The sequence below is a fragment of the Nocardia sp. NPDC055050 genome (assembly GCF_053608345.1).
The window spans coordinates 45,810-61,029 of record NZ_JBSGVG010000035.1 but is presented as its reverse complement, the minus strand read 5'-3'; the positions used below and the strand labels follow the sequence as shown (position 1 = coordinate 61,029).

General features: G+C 68.5%; 13 protein-coding genes. 5 read left to right on the top strand and 8 right to left on the bottom strand.

Annotation, left to right across the window (positions count from 1 at the left end; all coding sequences use genetic code 11):
* Positions 1 to 9 precede the first annotated feature (9 nt).
* The 5 genes from ACWGCN_RS28085 (at position 10) to proB (ending at position 6,880) form a co-directional block, all read left to right on the top strand.
* Entirely contained in the window at positions 10 to 3,210 is a 3,201-nt protein-coding gene (locus ACWGCN_RS28085) for a translation initiation factor IF-2 N-terminal domain-containing protein (RefSeq protein ID WP_452458091.1), read from the top strand.
* 260 nt (positions 3,211 to 3,470) lie between these two features.
* Entirely contained in the window at positions 3,471 to 3,782 is a 312-nt protein-coding gene (rplU, locus tag ACWGCN_RS28080; RefSeq protein ID WP_067456085.1) for a 50S ribosomal protein L21, read from the top strand.
* A 24-nt stretch (positions 3,783 to 3,806) separates the two neighbouring features.
* Positions 3,807 to 4,073, top strand: a complete 267-nt coding sequence (gene rpmA / locus ACWGCN_RS28075; protein ID WP_056821498.1) for a 50S ribosomal protein L27 — start codon at positions 3,807 to 3,809, stop codon at positions 4,071 to 4,073.
* A gap of 122 nt (positions 4,074 to 4,195) precedes the next feature.
* A complete protein-coding gene (gene obgE, locus ACWGCN_RS28070; RefSeq protein ID WP_378993744.1) occupies positions 4,196 to 5,659 on the top strand; it encodes a GTPase ObgE in 1,464 nt (487 codons plus the stop codon).
* 105 nt (positions 5,660 to 5,764) lie between these two features.
* Complete coding sequence (gene proB / locus ACWGCN_RS28065) at positions 5,765 to 6,880, top strand: glutamate 5-kinase (protein WP_378993746.1); 1,116 nt, start codon at positions 5,765 to 5,767, stop codon at positions 6,878 to 6,880.
* A gap of 105 nt (positions 6,881 to 6,985) precedes the next feature.
* Here the strand turns inward: proB and ACWGCN_RS28060 are convergent, their stop codons facing one another.
* The 8 genes from ACWGCN_RS28060 to ACWGCN_RS28025 form a co-directional block, all read right to left on the bottom strand.
* Positions 6,986 to 8,503 carry a hypothetical protein gene (locus ACWGCN_RS28060; protein ID WP_452529136.1) on the bottom strand — a complete coding sequence of 506 codons (1,518 nt, stop codon included), beginning with the start codon at positions 8,501 to 8,503 and terminating at the stop codon, positions 6,986 to 6,988.
* On the bottom strand, positions 8,500 to 8,874 hold the full coding sequence (locus ACWGCN_RS28055; RefSeq protein ID WP_387447698.1) for a hypothetical protein: 375 nt from the start codon (positions 8,872 to 8,874) through the stop codon (positions 8,500 to 8,502). Before ACWGCN_RS28055 ends, ACWGCN_RS28060 begins: the two co-directional genes overlap by 4 nt.
* Before the next feature lie 36 nt (positions 8,875 to 8,910).
* Positions 8,911 to 9,642 (bottom strand): ESX secretion-associated protein EspG, encoded by a 732-nt coding sequence (locus ACWGCN_RS28050; RefSeq protein WP_378993752.1) that lies wholly within the window; start codon positions 9,640 to 9,642, stop codon positions 8,911 to 8,913.
* A gap of 192 nt (positions 9,643 to 9,834) precedes the next feature.
* On the bottom strand, positions 9,835 to 10,785 hold the full coding sequence (locus ACWGCN_RS28045; protein WP_452458093.1) for a D-isomer specific 2-hydroxyacid dehydrogenase family protein: 951 nt from the start codon (positions 10,783 to 10,785) through the stop codon (positions 9,835 to 9,837).
* 151 nt (positions 10,786 to 10,936) lie between these two features.
* Entirely contained in the window at positions 10,937 to 11,896 is a 960-nt protein-coding gene (gene ligD / locus ACWGCN_RS28040) for a non-homologous end-joining DNA ligase (protein WP_387447700.1), read from the bottom strand.
* A 63-nt stretch (positions 11,897 to 11,959) separates the two neighbouring features.
* A complete protein-coding gene (locus ACWGCN_RS28035; protein WP_452458094.1) occupies positions 11,960 to 14,134 on the bottom strand; it encodes an MMPL family transporter in 2,175 nt (724 codons plus the stop codon).
* A 29-nt stretch (positions 14,135 to 14,163) separates the two neighbouring features.
* Entirely contained in the window at positions 14,164 to 14,601 is a 438-nt protein-coding gene (locus ACWGCN_RS28030; protein ID WP_378993760.1) for an EXLDI protein, read from the bottom strand.
* A 216-nt stretch (positions 14,602 to 14,817) separates the two neighbouring features.
* Positions 14,818 to 15,207, bottom strand: coding sequence for a hypothetical protein (locus tag ACWGCN_RS28025; protein WP_378637387.1), 390 nt, complete (start codon positions 15,205 to 15,207; stop codon positions 14,818 to 14,820).
* Between the last annotated feature and the right edge of the window lie 13 nt (positions 15,208 to 15,220).

Here is a 15,220-nt window from a genome sequence, read left to right as displayed (position 1 = left end):
GGAGACTTCGTGGCCGAAAAAGAGCCGCTGGACACAACACAACAGGATGCCGATCAATTGCCGGAGCGAATTCGAGTTCATGCACTGGCCAAGCGGTTGGGAGTGACCAGCAAACGCATCCTGGCCAAACTGGCCGAGTTGGGCGCCGAGGCGCGCAGCGTTCAATCCAATGTCGACCGTTCGGTCGCCGAAACGGTGCGCGACGCGATCGCCGCCGCTGACGCCGAACCCGGCGAACCTTCAGCACCCGCACCCGCACCCGCGACGCGCGCGAAGAAGAGCGCCGCGTCCACCCCCGTCGCCGAGCAGCCGGCCGACCCGTCCGCGGCGCCCGCGTCGCTGTTCTCCGCGCCCCACGTCGCGCGCACCGACGAGGTGTTCGCCGCGATGCGCGAGGACGCGCACACGGATCTGTTCACCCACCGGGCGTCGGAATCCCCCGTGCGGGCCGAGCCGGTGACCTTCGAGGCGCCCGCCTCGGTGGATATGCCGTTGTTCCTCCCGCCGGACGCCACCGCCGCCGAGGAGACCCGCAAACGCCGTCGGGCCGAACGGGCTCCGAAGAAGATCGAAGAGCCCACCGCGCCGCCGGTGGAGGAAACCGTCGCGCCCAAGGCCGAGGAGCTCGACGCCGAGGCCGAGGACGAGTCCGCCGATCAGTCCGGTGACAACGACGCCGACGGCCAGCCGCGCCGCCGCCGTCGTGGCCGTCGTGGCCGGGGTCGTGGTCGTGGCGAGCAGTCCGCCGACGGCGAGGACACCGACTCCGACAGCGATGACGACGACACCGACGAGGCCGAGCAGCCGGCCGAGCAGGTCACCGCCGAAGCCGAGCAGGCCGAGGACACCGACTCCGATACCGATGACGAAGACGGCTCCTCCGATGGCGCCAGCCGTCGTCGCCGTCGTCGCCGTCGCCGCAAGGTGGGTGGTGAGTCCGCCGACGCCGAGTCGGCGACCGAAGACGATCCGCCGAACACCGTGGTGCACGAGCGCGAGCCCCGCAACAAGAGCCGCGGTCGTTCCAGCGCGAGCAACCCCGACGAAGTACAGGGCATCTCCGGCTCCACCCGGCTGGAAGCGAAGCGTCAGCGTCGCCGTGACGGCCGGGAAGCCGGGCGTCGTCGTCCGCCGATCCTGACCGAGTCGGAGTTCCTGGCTCGCCGCGAGGCGGTCGACCGGGTGATGGTCGTGCGCGAGAAGGCGTTCGACCCCGCCGAGCACGCGCCCGGTCACCAGACCACCACCCAGGTGGCGGTCCTCGAGGACAACATCCTCGTCGAGCACTTCGTCACCAGTTCCGGTCAGGCGTCGATGGTGGGCAATGTCTACCTCGGCAAGGTCCAGAATGTGCTGCCCAGCATGGAGGCGGCGTTCATCGACATCGGCCGCGGCCGCAACGGTGTGCTCTACGCCGGTGAGGTGAACTGGGAAGCCGCCGGTCTCGGCGGTCGCGAGCGCAAGATCGAGCAGGCGCTCAAGCCCGGCGATCAGGTGCTGGTGCAGGTGTCCAAGGACCCGGTGGGTCACAAGGGCGCCCGTCTCACCACCCAGATCTCCCTCGCGGGTCGCTTCCTGGTGTACGTGCCCGGTGGCACGTCCACCGGGATCAGTCGCAAGCTGCCCGATACCGAGCGCAAGCGGCTCAAGGAGATCCTGCGCGAGATCGTCCCGTCCGACGCCGGGGTGATCATCCGGACCGCGTCCGAGGGTGTCAGCGAGCCCGAATTGGCTCGCGACGTCGAGCGGCTGCAGGCCGCCTGGCGCACCATCGAAGAGGCCGCCGCCAAGGAGACCAACGCACCGAAGGCCCTCTACGAAGAGCCCGACATGCTGGTCAAGGTCATCCGCGACCTGTTCAACGAGGACTTCGCCAAGCTGGTCATCGAAGGTGACCGCGCGTGGAGCACCGTCGAAACCTACGTCCGCACGGTGGCGCCCGACCTGCTGCCGCGGGTCAACCGGCACGAGAACAACGGTGTCGACGTGTTCGACGCCTTCCGGATCGACGAGCAGCTGGCCAAGGCGCTCGATCGCAAGGTGTGGCTGCCCTCGGGCGGCACCCTGGTGATCGACCGCACCGAGGCGATGACCGTCGTCGACGTCAACACCGGCAAGTTCACCGGCTCGGGCTCGTCGAACCTCGAAGAGACCGTCACCAAGAACAACCTGGAAGCGGCCGAGGAGATCGTGCGCCAGATGCGGCTGCGCGATATCGGCGGCATGATCGTCGTCGACTTCATCGACATGGTTCTCGAATCCAACCGTGACCTGGTGCTCCGTCGTCTCACCGAGGCGCTCGGACGCGACCGCACCCGCCACCAGGTGTCGGAGGTCACCTCGCTGGGCCTGGTCCAGATGACCCGCAAGAAGCTGGGCACCGGGCTGGTCGAGGCGTTCTCCACCACCTGTGAGCACTGCCACGGTCGCGGCATTCTCGTGCACTCCTACCCGGTGGATTCCGGGTCCGGGGTCGAGGAGCCGCGGTCGAAGGAGGGCGGTTCGCGTCGTCGTCGCGGTAAGGATCGCGACAAGCCCGCGGCCGCTGCGGCGCCCGCGACCAACGGCACCGCACCGGCCGCCGAGCACGCCGAAGAGGACATCGCGGTCAAGCGGGCCCACCCGGTGGTACTCGCGATGGCAGGTCATCACGACGACGAGTCCAGCGACGAGCACACCGAGGTCGTCGAGGAAGCGCCCGCCGAGCCCACCAGGTCGCGGTCGCGTTCGCGGTCGCGCCGGTCGGGTCGTGGTGCCGCCGCGGCGAATACCGAGCAGAGCACCGAGGGGCCGCTCACCGGGGTCATCTCCGGCGAGGCGGAACCCGAGGCACCCGAGGCCGAGGAGGAAGCGGTGATCTCGGCAGCTGCCGATACCGCCGCTGTCGCCGAGACCCCGGTCGTCGAGACCTCGCAGCCCGAACCGGCCGCGGTCGAGACCGCGCAGCCGGCCCCGGTCGCTGAGCCCGAACCGGCTGCCGCCGCCGCGGAACCCGCACCGCGGGCACCGCGTAGGCGTCGCGTAGCCCGGTCGACGGCAGCGCCCGCGCCGGACAGCGCGGGAGCCGTGTTCGTCCTGTCGGCGAACGAGCAGCCGCCCGCGGCGGCCGTCGTGGACTTCGCGGCGGAGCCGGTGGTCGTCCCGGAGCGCAAGCCGCGTCGTCGCGCCGTGGGTCGTCCCGCGGGCGCGCCGGCCGCCGAATCGAAGTAACCCGATGCTTGCGTGCGCGGATCGCTCCGCGCACGCAAGCCCCGATTCGGCCCCTGACCGGCCGAATTGGGGGAGTGGATACCATTCTGGTAACCTAGGTCGGTCGCTGCCCAGTGATTGAGCATCCAGCCGAGCAGGCCGGGTGATACCGCAGGCAGCAAACGTTCTTCCCCCGCTCGTGCGGGGATGAGCCCAGGAATACGCGTCGCAGCTGCGGCGTGGACATGTGCAGGACCAATGTGAGTGGAGGAAGCCGACCGATGGCAGCGTACGCAATCGTCAAGACCGGCGGAAAGCAGTACAAGGTCGCGGTCGGTGACCTGGTGAAGGTCGAGAAGATCGAGGGCGCGGTCGGCACCGCCGTGGCGCTGACCCCGGTTCTCGTCGTCGACGGCACCGATCTGACCACCGACGCCGACAAGCTGGCCAAGATCTCCGTGGCCGCTGAGGTCATCGACCAGACCAAGGGCCCGAAGATCCGGATCCACAAGTTCAAGAACAAGACCGGCTACCACAAGCGCCAGGGTCACCGTCAGCCGCTGACGGTCATCAAGGTCACCGGCATCAAGTAAGAATTTTCCCGAGGAGACGAAGCAATGGCACATAAGAAGGGCGCATCCAGCTCCCGGAACGGCCGCGATTCGAACGCCCAGCGCCTCGGCGTGAAGCGTTTCGGCGGCCAGAAGGTCAGCGCGGGCGAGATCCTGGTCCGTCAGCGTGGAACTCACTTCCACCCGGGCGTGAACGTCGGCCGTGGTGGCGACGACACGCTGTTCGCCCTCGAGGCGGGCGCGGTCGAGTTCGGCACCAAGCGTGGCCGCAAGACCGTCAACATCGTCGTTCCGGAGCCGGTCCAGGCCTGACCGCCTGGAGCTTCGCTCCCCACAGACACCAGAGCGGGTCAGGGTTGATTCCCTGACCCGCTCTGTCGTGTTCTCCCCACCCCTTACCGCAAACGACTAGTCAGAAGGAGGAGGATCAACCCATGTCCAAATTCATCGACCGCGTCGTGCTGCATGTTCGTGCCGGTAGAGGTGGACACGGTTGCGCCTCGGTGCATCGTGAGAAGTTCAAGCCGCTCGGTGGGCCCGACGGCGGCAACGGCGGCAGTGGCGGCGACGTGATCCTCGAGGTCGACGCCAACGTCCACACCCTGCTCGATTTCCATTTCCACCCCAACGCCAAGGCCGGCAACGGCAAGCCGGGCGAGGGCAGCAACCGAGAGGGCAAGAACGGCGCCGATCTGGTGCTGCAGGTCCCCGACGGCACGGTCGTCGTCGATGACGACGGCAAGGTGGTCTGCGACCTCGTCGGCGCGGGCAACCGGTTCATCATCGCCCGTGGCGGCCGCGGTGGCCTCGGCAACGCCTCGCTGGCGTCCAAGGCACGCAAGGCGCCCGGTTTCGCGCTGCTCGGCGAAGAGGGCGACGAGGTCGACGTCGTACTCGAGCTGAAGTCGGTCGCCGACGTCGGACTCGTCGGCTTCCCGTCCGCGGGCAAGTCGTCGCTGGTCTCGGTGCTGTCCGCGGCCAAGCCGAAGATCGCCGATTACCCGTTCACCACGCTGGTCCCCAACTTGGGCGTCGTGCTGTCCGGTGACACGACCTTCACCATCGCCGACGTGCCCGGCCTGATCCCCGGTGCCAGCGAAGGCCGCGGCCTCGGCCTGGACTTTCTGCGCCACATCGAACGCTGCGCGGTGCTTGCCCACGTCGTCGACTGCGCGACCCTGGAACCCGGCCGCGACCCGGTCTCCGACGTCGATGCACTCGAGGCCGAGCTCGCCGCCTACAAGCCCGCCTTGTCAGGTGACGCCAGCCTCGGTGATCTGGCCGACCGCCCGCGCGTGGTCATCCTCAACAAGACCGACGTGCCCGATGCGGCCGAGCTGGCCGAAATGGTGTCCGCCGAGTTCGCCGAGCGTGGCTGGCCGGTGTTCGAGATCTCCGCCGTGAGCCGCGCGGGCCTGCGCCCGTTGACGTTCGCGCTGGCCGACATGGTTCGTCAGTATCGCGAGGATCACCCCAAGGCCGCGCCCAAGCGCACCATCATCCGCCCGATCGCGACCGACGAGACCGGTTTCAGCGTCATCGCCGACCCGGAGGAGGCGGGTGGTTTCATCGTGCGCGGCACTCGCCCCGAGCGCTGGATTCGCCAGACCGACTTCAACAACGACGAGGCCGTCGGCTACCTGGCCGACCGGTTGGCTCGCCTGGGTGTCGAAGCCGCGCTGGTCAAACAGGGTGCGCAACCGGGCTGCCCGGTCACCATCGCCGGTGTGACCTTCGAATGGGAGCCGATGATCTCGGCGGGTGTCGATATGCAGCCGACCGGCCGCGGAACCGACCTCCGGCTCGAGACCAACGATCGTATCGGTGCGGCCGAGCGCAAGCTCGCCTCGCAGGCGCGACGTGGTCTGCTCGACGAAAACGGCGAACGCAAAGAGTGAGGTGGGTCGCGCCCGGCGAAAATCGCTGTCGGGCGCGGCCATTGGATCGGCATACTGCGATGGTTGACGAGGTAGCTCGGTGATCGTGGTGCAGGGAGTTGAACGATGCAGGTGGGTTCGGAGCTGAGTCAGGGACGCGCGGCGATCGTGTCGGCGCGCACCGTGGTGGTGAAGATCGGCTCGTCGGCGTTGACCAGCCTCGAAGGTGGCCTCGACACCGCCCGCCTCGATCTGCTGGCCGACGCGGTCGAGGCGCGGATGCGGGCCGGTTCGGATGTGGTGGTCGTGTCCTCGGGCGCGATCGGCGCGGGACTCGCTCCGCTCGGTCTGTCGAAACGGCCCAAGGATCTCGCGACCAAGCAGGCCGCGGCCAGCGTCGGACAGCTGGCTCTCGCCCACGCGTGGGGCACATCGTTCGCCCGCTATGACCGCACCGTCGGCCAGATCCTGCTCTCCGCCGACGATTTCGCCCGCCGGGAGCACCACCGCAACGCCCAGCGCACGCTGGACCGGTTGCGGTCGCTCGGCGCGATCGCGGTGGTGAACGAGAACGATACGGTCGCCACCGAGGAGATCCGCTTCGGCGACAACGACCGGCTCGCCGCCCTGGTGGCGCACCTGGTGGGCGCCGACGCCCTGATCCTGCTGTCGGACGTGGCGGGGCTCTACGACGGCGACCCGCGTAAGGGCGCCGCCAACTTCATTCCCGAGGTGCGCAGCAGTGCCGACCTCGACGGCGTGATCGCGGGTAGCGGTGGCGCGCTCGGGACCGGCGGGATGGCCTCCAAGCTCTCCGCTGCCCGCCTCGCCGCCGATGCGGGCATTCCTGTCCTGCTGGCTTCGGCCGCTGATGCTGCGGTTGCCCTCACCGGCGGCACCGTGGGTACGGCGTTCGCTGCTCGCCCGATCCGGCTCTCCGGTCGTAAGTTCTGGGTTCGCCATGCCGCTGATCCGCGGGGCGCGGTTCTGCTCGATGCGGGCGCGGTTGATGCGGTGGCTCAACGACACTCGTTGTTGGCGGCGGGTATCACCGGGATTCGTGGTCGCTTCTTCGGGGGGGATGTGGTGGATCTGGTCAGCCCTGATGACGCGGTTGTGGCTCGGGGGGTTATCGAATACGACAGTGCCGAGCTCGTCTCTATGCTCGGCCGGTCTACGACAGATCTCCCCGACACGATGCAACGTCCGGTGATTCACGCGGACGATCTGGTGAAGGTCTGAACGGAGACCTTCGTTCGGGGTGTTCACGCGGCTGCGGGGCGTGATTACCCGGGTTCGAGGTGGGCACTCCGACGAAAGGGCGGTGGACGTATCGCGGTCGATGATCTACCGCGGCGGGACCACTCCTGGCTGATCGGTCTCGGGCGGGGGCGCCTTGGGTGTGGCCGGCTGTGACGGGGACACGTCGGATCCGGGAACCGGGCCGGTGACGCCGGGCTGACCGCCCGGGTCGGACATGTCGGGCATGCCCGGCAGCGGAAGTGGTTGTGGCGCTTGGCGGCCGGGTGGTGCCGGGGAGGCCGGTTGTTCCGAGGTCGGTGCGGGCGCTTCGGTCGGCCGCGGGGTTTCCGTGGTCGGGGGCCTCGGTGCCGGTGGATTCGAATCCTGCTGTGTCGGTAGCTGATTCGGCTGCGTGGGCGGGGGAGCGGGCGCCTCGCTGGGCGAACTCGTCGGCGGAACGGTCGGGCTCTGGCTCTGTGGAGCGGGTTGTTCGGTGGACGGCACGGGCGCTTCGGTGGTGGGCGCGGGTGCTGCGGTAGGCGGCGCGGGTGCTGCGGTAGGCGGCGCTGGCGGTTCGGTGGTGGGTGCGGGCGCTTCGGAAGACGGCGCTGGCGCTTCGGTAGTGGGTGCAGGCGCTTCGGAGGACGGCACGGGCGCTTCGGTAGGCGGCGCGGGTGGCGCTGGCGCTTCGGTAGTGGGTGCAGGCGCTTCGGAAGACGGCACGGGCGCTTCGGTAGGCGGCGCGGGTGGCGCTGGCGCTTCGGTAGTGGGTGCAGGCGCTTCGGAAGACGGCACGGGCGCTTCGGTAGTAGGTGCGGGCGCTTCGGAAGACGGTGCGGGCGCTTCGGTGGTGGGCGAGGGGGTCTCGGATGCCGGAGACTGTGGGGTGGAGCTCTGGCCTGCCGGTGCAGGGGTTTCCGACGGTGCGGGGGCTTCGCCTGGCGTCACGGTGGCGCCGGGTGCCGGGGCTTCACCAGGCGCCGCGCCGGATTCTGGTTCCTGGGGCGAATTGCCTTGTGGTGCGGAGGGACTCGGAGTCGACCCGTTGCCCGGCGAGGGTGAACCACCTCGGCCCGACGGCGTTTCTGTCTCCCCTGGTGCGGTGGGCAGTGCTGGGACACCGGTTCCGGCAAGCGAATACGCCGGCTTGTAGATCATGTTCATCGCCAGCACAGCTTCTTGGCGTAGCGCCTCGGCCGCCATCTGCGCGTCGATCACCTGCGCGCTCTCCAGCAAGCGGGCGATCGCCCCGATCGGGCCTGAACCACCCGGCGCCACCACGGCCAGCTTCACGGCTTCGGCGGCCGCGGCGACACCGCCGAGGCGGGCGCCGACTTCGGCCATCACCGTGGCCAGTTCGTCGATGGAGGCGGCGAAGCTGCGGGTGCTCGCGGCGGCGGCATCGGCGGCGGCGCCGGACCAGCCGGTGTCGTTGATCACCCGCTCGGCGCCGGATTTGGTCAGCGGCATCGAGGTGGAGAGGGTGGCGGCTGTCTCCAGCCAGGTCATCGACGCGCCGAGAACGGCACCGGCGTCGATCTGCTGGGCGCGCGTGTAGATCTGTTCGTGCGGCATGGATTCGAAATGTTCCATCGCACTGATGTAGGTGGGGTCGGTGCTCATCCGCGCACCCGCGTATCGACGGCGCGCAGGGCGGCGGCCGCGGCGGCGTCGGCTTCCTCGTAGAGGCCCGCGCTGAGCAGGAACGCCTCTTTCATCCGGTAGGCCGCCTCGATGTAGCGATCGAGCAGTTCGGCGGCGTCGCGTGCCTTGTGCGCGAAGCCCGCCTGCAACTGCTGGGCGGAGACGAAGCCGCCGAATCCCGCTGCCTCGGCAGCGTTCTCGAGCCCCTGACGCAGCTGGGCGAGATGCTCGGCCTGCTGTTCGTAGAGGTCGGCGCATCGGCGCGCGGCATCGGGGTCGAATGTCAGTGTCCCCGCCACGGCGGCGCTGCGGAACCGGGAGATCTCGGCTCTGCTGCTCTCGATCGTCATCGCGTCTCCCCTCCAGATGATGCGGTGGAGTCCAGGTTAGCCGGACCTTCTGCTGTGCGAACTGTGCGCCGGCACCAATCTGCGCTGCAATTGCGCGGCCAGTTGCCCAGTGGACGCGGGCACCACGTGCACGGTTTCGCCCGCTCGCAGCAGGTAGCGGCCGTCGTTGGCCACGTCGATCCAGCTGTAGTGCACCGGTGGGTTCGGCACCGGACGGTCGAGCCCGGTTTCGATGCGGATGTGGCCCTCGGCGGTGTGCGGCCTGCGTAATAATCGCTGGATGCGGGGCACGGCGGGATGGGTCGCGAGCACAGTTTCCTCGTCGCGCACCGCCTCGGTCGCGGCCTCGCGCGCGGGTTCGCGTCCGGGTGGGGTATCGGGCAGGCAGGCGGTGACGCGCGCGCCGATCCCCGCGGTGTGCCCGATCGAAACACGCACGCTGCCACCGTAATCGGGCCGGGTACTCGGTTCCTGCCTTACCAGCACCGCATGGTCGTAGACCGCGCAGGCCAGCAGCCGGATTTCGCTGCCTGGGGTATGGGCGCCGCCGACCAGCACGATCCTGGCGTGTGGTTCGGCGATGATCCGCAGACAGGCGGCGAGGTCGGGGTCACCCCCGCGTAGTCGGTCGTCTAGTCCCGCGCGTAGCCGCGCCGCGTCGTTCTCGGTGTGCGGCGACTCGAGCACGCGCAACGGAAACGGCATGCGATCCTGACCCGATTCCCGCCAGACGTGCGCGAATTCGTCAGCGGTGAAGGTCCATCCCATTGCCGATCCCATCCTTACCGAACCAGGACGGGGACAGCCTAACCCGCGTTGTCCGATTCCGGCGTGCCGATCGAGCCTCATATCTCCGAACGGAATCTTTTCCCGCTCTGAGTACCTCAGCTGACTGTTCCGGCGGACGCTGAGGTCGGCCGACGTTTTTACGATCGCCGTCCGGGTCCGCGGCCGGACCTCTCAGTAACCGCGCGCAGTGTCGACGATCGCGTCCAACGGCTCGCCCGCGACGAACCGCGCCACATTCGCGCCGACATGATCGGCGAACGCCGCCAACCGCAACTGCGGTGGGTTCGAATCGTGCGGGGTGATGATCGCGTTCGGCAATGTCCACAGCGGGTGCCCGTCGGGCAGCGGTTCCGGATCGGTGACGTCGAGTCCGGCGCCGCCGATCACCCCGCCGGTCAGCGCGTCCACCAGCGCGTCGGTGTCGATCAGGCTGCCACGGGCCACATTGATCACCCACGACGACGGCTTGAGCCTGGACAGTTCGTCGGCGCCGATGAGGTGGCGCGTCTGCGCCGTCGCGGGTGCCGCGACCACCACATGATCGGTGTGCGACCACACCCGCGCGAGCTGATCGGTCGGCACCGTCTCGACATCGGCGGGAATGCCGGTGCCGGTCACCGGACGTCCCGACCGGTTCACCGCGATCACATGGGCGCCCAGCGGCGCCAGCATCGGGATCAGCGCGCGACCGATCCCGCCGGCACCGACGATCGTCACGGTCTTGCCGCGCAGCGATCCGACGTGCGGGAAGAACTCCCGCTGCTGCCACGACGTCGCCCGTAACTGTTCGGGCAGGTACCGCACCCCGGCCAGCAACAGCATCAGCGCGTGTTCGGCGACACTGTGCGAGAACGCCCCTGCCGCGGAGGTGAACACCACGTCCGGATGCGCGGTGAACACGCCCGCGTCGAAGAAGTCCTCGATCCCCGCGGCGGGCAACTGCGCCCAGCGCACCGACGACGGCAGGGTCGCCGGAAAATCGCTGGGTTTGCCGGTCCAGATCAGTGCGTCGGCCTCCGCCACCTCACCCACCCGAGCGCCCGCTCCGACGACCGCTTTCTCGAGCAAGCGCGGCGCCGGCTGATCCGGGGCGATCGCGATCGTGGTCGCGGATTCCTGCACAGAGACCTCCTGGGTCGATCGGCTGCCGGTGCCGCACTGCGGCTCGAGCGCTGTCCTGAGCACCGCACGCGGTACCGGACCCTGATTCTTCCTCGTCGCTGTCGACGGCGCCCCCGCACCCTCCCGGTCTCGCGAAGTGGTCCGGGACTGCTCACTGTTCGTCGAGGTCGACGAGTTCTTCGACGCCGTGCCGGTCGGCCAGTTCCAGCAGGGGCGCGATGTCGAAGACGGCGTTGTCCATGTCGGCCTGTAGGTCGCCGAGTTCGGCATAGCGGGCAGGCACGGTCTGGATGGTGAAGTCGCGGGGCACGATGTCGTCGATCTCGGTCCAGCGAACCGGTGTCGACACGGTGGCCTCCGGCACGCCACGCACGGAGTAGGCGGCGGCGATGGTGTGGTCGCGCGCGTTCTGGTTGTAGTCGACGAACAGCTGCGCGGGATCGCGGTCCTTGCGCCACCAGGCCGTGGTGACATCCTCGGGCGCACGCCGTTCGATCTCCTGCGCGAACGCGAGCGCGGCCCGGCGAACCTCCTGAAACCCGTACTCCGGCGCGATCCGCACGTACACGTGCAGTCCGGACCCACCGGAGGTCTTCGGCCAGCCGACCGCGCCGAGCTCGTCGAGCACCTCGTGCACCACTCCGGCCACCCGCTGCACCCGCGACCACGGGCAGTCGGGCATCGGATCGAGGTCGATGCGCCATTCGTCGGGCGATTCGGTATCGGAGGCCCGCGAATTCCAGGGATGGAACTCCACGGTGGACATCTGCACAGCCCAGATCACCTCGGCGAGCTCGTGCACGCAGAGCTCGTCGGCATGCCTGCCGTAGCGCGGAAAATACACGCGCACGGTCGGTATCCAGTCCGGAGCACCCGCGGGCACCCGCTTCTGGTGCACCTTTCCGCCCGGCAGTCCCTTGGGGAATCGGTGCAGCATGCAGGGCCGATCCCGCAGGGCGTTGACGATCCCGTCCCCGACGCTCAGGTAGTACTGCGCGAGGTCGAGCTTGGTCACGCCGAGCTCGGGAAAATACACCCGGTCGGGATTGCTGACCCGCACGGTGTGCTCACCCACCGGTAGTTCGACCGCAGGCGCCGCAGACTTGGCCACCCGCCCAACGATAGACGAGCAGGCCCGCCCCCGTGGGGGAGCGAGCCTGCGTCGGTGTGGCCGTTACCAGCGGCTGTGCTCCGTCGGCGGGGTGTAGTAGCTCTCGGCGTAGGAGTGCTCTGCCCAGCGGGACTTCGCGTCCGCGTCGCTGTCACCACCGTGGCCGGGCCACCACGCGCGCCGCCCGAGCAGGGCGGTCACCGCGGGGGTGAAGAACAGCGCCATCACGAACGCGGCGATCGCGATGCCCACCGAGATGGCGAAGCCCATCTGCGACAGGGTGCCGTTGCCCGCCAGCATCATCGAGGCGAAGGTGCCCGCCAGGATCAGTCCGGCCGCCGCGACGGTCGGCCCGGTGTGCCGCACGGCCAGCGCCGCCGCTTCGCGTGGCGTGTGTCCCTCGCGGGCTTCCTCGCGCAACCGGGCGACCATCAGGATGTTGTAGTCGGTGCCCAGCGCGACGACGAACAGGTACATGATCACCGGCAGCGTGAAGATCAGGCCGTTCTCCCCCTGGATCTGCTGGAACACCAGCACCGTGGCACCCAAGGTTGCGGCGAAGCCGAGGAACACCGAGGCCATCAGGTACCACGGTGCGACGAGACTGCGCAGCAGCAGCGCCAGTACGAGCATGATCAGGATCGCGGCCACCGGGAAAACGATCGCGTAGTCGTGGTTCATGGCGTCCTTGAAGTCCACGAACACCGCGGTCATGCCGCCGACCGCCGCCGTGGCTCCCGCGGGCGCCGCTTGATGCGCGACCGTACGCAGCGGACCGGCCACCGTGTCGAGCGCCGCATCGGATTCCGGTGCGTCGGCGAGCGTCACCTGGAAGTCGGCGATCGTGCGGTCCGGTGACAATTGCGCCTGCCCGACCTGCCCGACGCCTTCGACCTGGGTCAACGCCGTTCGGTAGGTCGTGAGCTGGTCCTCGCTCAGCGGTCCGCCGGGCGAGTGCAGCAACACGTCGGAGGGCTGGGTGGCGCCCGCCGGCATTCCCTTGAGCAGCTCGGTGGTGAAGACCACCGACTCGGAGGCGTCGGAGGTGGAACCCGAGCTCAGATCGAAGGTCGGGTTGAAGCCGACCGCGAACACCCCGAGCGCCACCAGCACTCCGCCGGAGGCGACAGCGAATACGCCCGGCCGCCTGCCCATCGCCGCGCCGATCGCGCCGAACCGCGCGCCTCTCGGTTCGACCTGCCACGCCTTCGAGGGCCAGAACACCTTGGTGCCCAGCAGGGAGACGATCGCGGGTACCAGCGTGAGACCGGCCGGCAGCGCCACCGCGACGGCGATCGCCAGCGCGGGACCCATCGCCCGGAACATGCCGAGGCTCGACAGGGTCAGCGCCATGAACGCGATGATCACGGCGGCTGCCGCCGAGGTGATGGCCTCACCGACGCGGGCCACCGCGTTGATCATCGCGGTCTTGGGATCGTCGCCCGCTCGCAGCCGTTCCCGGTAGCGGAACATCAGGAACAGGATGTAGTCGGTGCCGACGCCGAACAGTACGACCAGCAGGATGGCGCTGATCGAGGTGTCGATATCGAGGTCGAATGCCTTGGCCGCCATGGCGATCAGGCCGCTGACCGTGCTCGAGATCGCGCCGATGGTGATCACCGGCAGCAAGGCGATGACCGGGCTGCGGAAGATGATCAGCAGCAGCACCAGGATCAGCACGATCGTGGCGATGCCGATGATCGCCATGCCCTTCTCGCCCTCCTCGGTCTGATCGAGGGTCTGTGCCGCGGTGCCGGTGATGCCTGCCTTCAACCCGGTGTCACGCACCTGTTCCTTCAGCTGTTCGCGCAGGCTCTTCACCGCCTCGCCCTGCGTCTTGTCGGCGGCGTCGGTGAGTTTGGTCATCTGCACGGCGACGACCTGAACCAGGCGATTCTCCGACGGTGGTGTCACCTGAATGCCGGTGACCCCCTTGATATTGCGTGCGGTGAGCGCTGCCGCTGCCGCGCCGACCGTAGTCGAGTCGTCGTCGGTGAGCGCCGCGCCGTCCGCGCGGACCATCACGATGAGCGCGGCGGGCGCGGAATGCTGCGGAAATGCCTGCTCCTGCAACTTCATCGCCTGGATCGACTCGTAATGCGAAGGCAGGAACTCGGATTGGTCGGTCGTCGCGGTGAGCGTCGGCGCCGTCGACAACACGGCGACGATCGCGAGCACCCACAGCCCGATCACTTTCCAGGGATGGTGGACGACGACGCGTCCCAGTCTGGCGAACATAGTGGTAGGTCCTTTCCCGGCCCGGCTGGTCAGATGTCGAGGTCGTGGTTGCGTGGGTGCTGGACGCGGTCGACGATCATCAGGTGCACCTTCGGGGAGACCAGTGGGCGCACAGCGTCGAGCGAATCGACCACCTCGGTGGTGTAGTCGCCCCAGCTCTGCTCGCCCTTGCCGAGGATCGAGCGCCAGTTCTTCCAGTCCACGGTCCAGTCGCCGAGCTCGTTGTAGTCCGACCATGCGGAGGTCTGCTTGTGCACCAGGAAGTTGCCCTTGCGGGTCAGGTAGACCCGGACTGTTTCGATGGTCTTGCGGGTTACCCGGCGTGACCGGCCGACCTCGCGGCCGGTGAAGCGCTGGGTGCGGCCGCCACCTGGACCGACCTTGACGAGCACCGGGGCGAACCCGTCGTTGTCGGTGTTCGGCTCGGTGGTGTCTACGGCAGTGTCGTATGCGGGTTCGATGGTCATCGATTGCTCCGATTCGATAAGGCAGTGCGCATGTGGGCATGGGTATACGAGCGGCGTGCCCTGCGTTTCGGGCCGTCGTCGTGGGTCTGTGTTCAGTTGTGCGGTAGCGGTACTCGTTCCGTCCGACTCACTATAAGTAGATGTATACGTATAGGGCAAGAGGCAAAAAAAGTCCGCACGGATCGACTCCGTGCGGACCGCTCCGTGCGGGGCGAGCTACAGCTCGTACACGCCGAACGCCCGATTCTGGATGCACATCGGCATCACGTGGACCCGGTCGGTCCATTCGAATCTCGCTGCCGCCTCAACGGTTTCGCGTTCGGCGACGCACACGCTCGCGGTGCCCGGCATCGTCAACGGATTGAGCACCGCCAGGGGGATACCGGCGTGGACGCCGCTGTAGAGCCCGCCGCTGAAGCACAGCGGCGTGATGGCGATGCCGCGGATCGCGCTCTCACGGTCGGCGGCGGCCTGGGCGCCGGGGACGCCGGCGCAGTCGAGCGGGTTCTCGTTCGACGCCTGGGCGGGAACGGTCAAGAGGGTGAATCCGGCCGCACAGCCCGCAGCAACGGCCATCAGGGTTCGAGCAAATGTGGTCCTGGTCATAGGCGCATTCAAG

Coding starts and splice junctions, on each gene's coding strand:
- ACWGCN_RS28030 (WP_378993760.1), bottom strand. CDS start 14,601: ATGACCATCGAACCCGCATACGACACTGCCGTAGACACCACCGAGCCG.
- ACWGCN_RS28035 (WP_452458094.1), bottom strand. CDS start 14,134: ATGTTCGCCAGACTGGGACGCGTCGTCGTCCACCATCCCTGGAAAGTG.
- ACWGCN_RS28050 (WP_378993752.1), bottom strand. CDS start 9,642: ATGGGATGGACCTTCACCGCTGACGAATTCGCGCACGTCTGGCGGGAA.
- rplU (WP_067456085.1), top strand. CDS start 3,471: ATGGCAGCGTACGCAATCGTCAAGACCGGCGGAAAGCAGTACAAGGTC.
- ACWGCN_RS28060 (WP_452529136.1), bottom strand. CDS start 8,503: ATGAGCACCGACCCCACCTACATCAGTGCGATGGAACATTTCGAATCC.
- obgE (WP_378993744.1), top strand. CDS start 4,196: ATGTCCAAATTCATCGACCGCGTCGTGCTGCATGTTCGTGCCGGTAGA.
- proB (WP_378993746.1), top strand. CDS start 5,765: ATGCAGGTGGGTTCGGAGCTGAGTCAGGGACGCGCGGCGATCGTGTCG.
- rpmA (WP_056821498.1), top strand. CDS start 3,807: ATGGCACATAAGAAGGGCGCATCCAGCTCCCGGAACGGCCGCGATTCG.
- ACWGCN_RS28055 (WP_387447698.1), bottom strand. CDS start 8,874: ATGACGATCGAGAGCAGCAGAGCCGAGATCTCCCGGTTCCGCAGCGCC.
- ACWGCN_RS28025 (WP_378637387.1), bottom strand. CDS start 15,207: ATGACCAGGACCACATTTGCTCGAACCCTGATGGCCGTTGCTGCGGGC.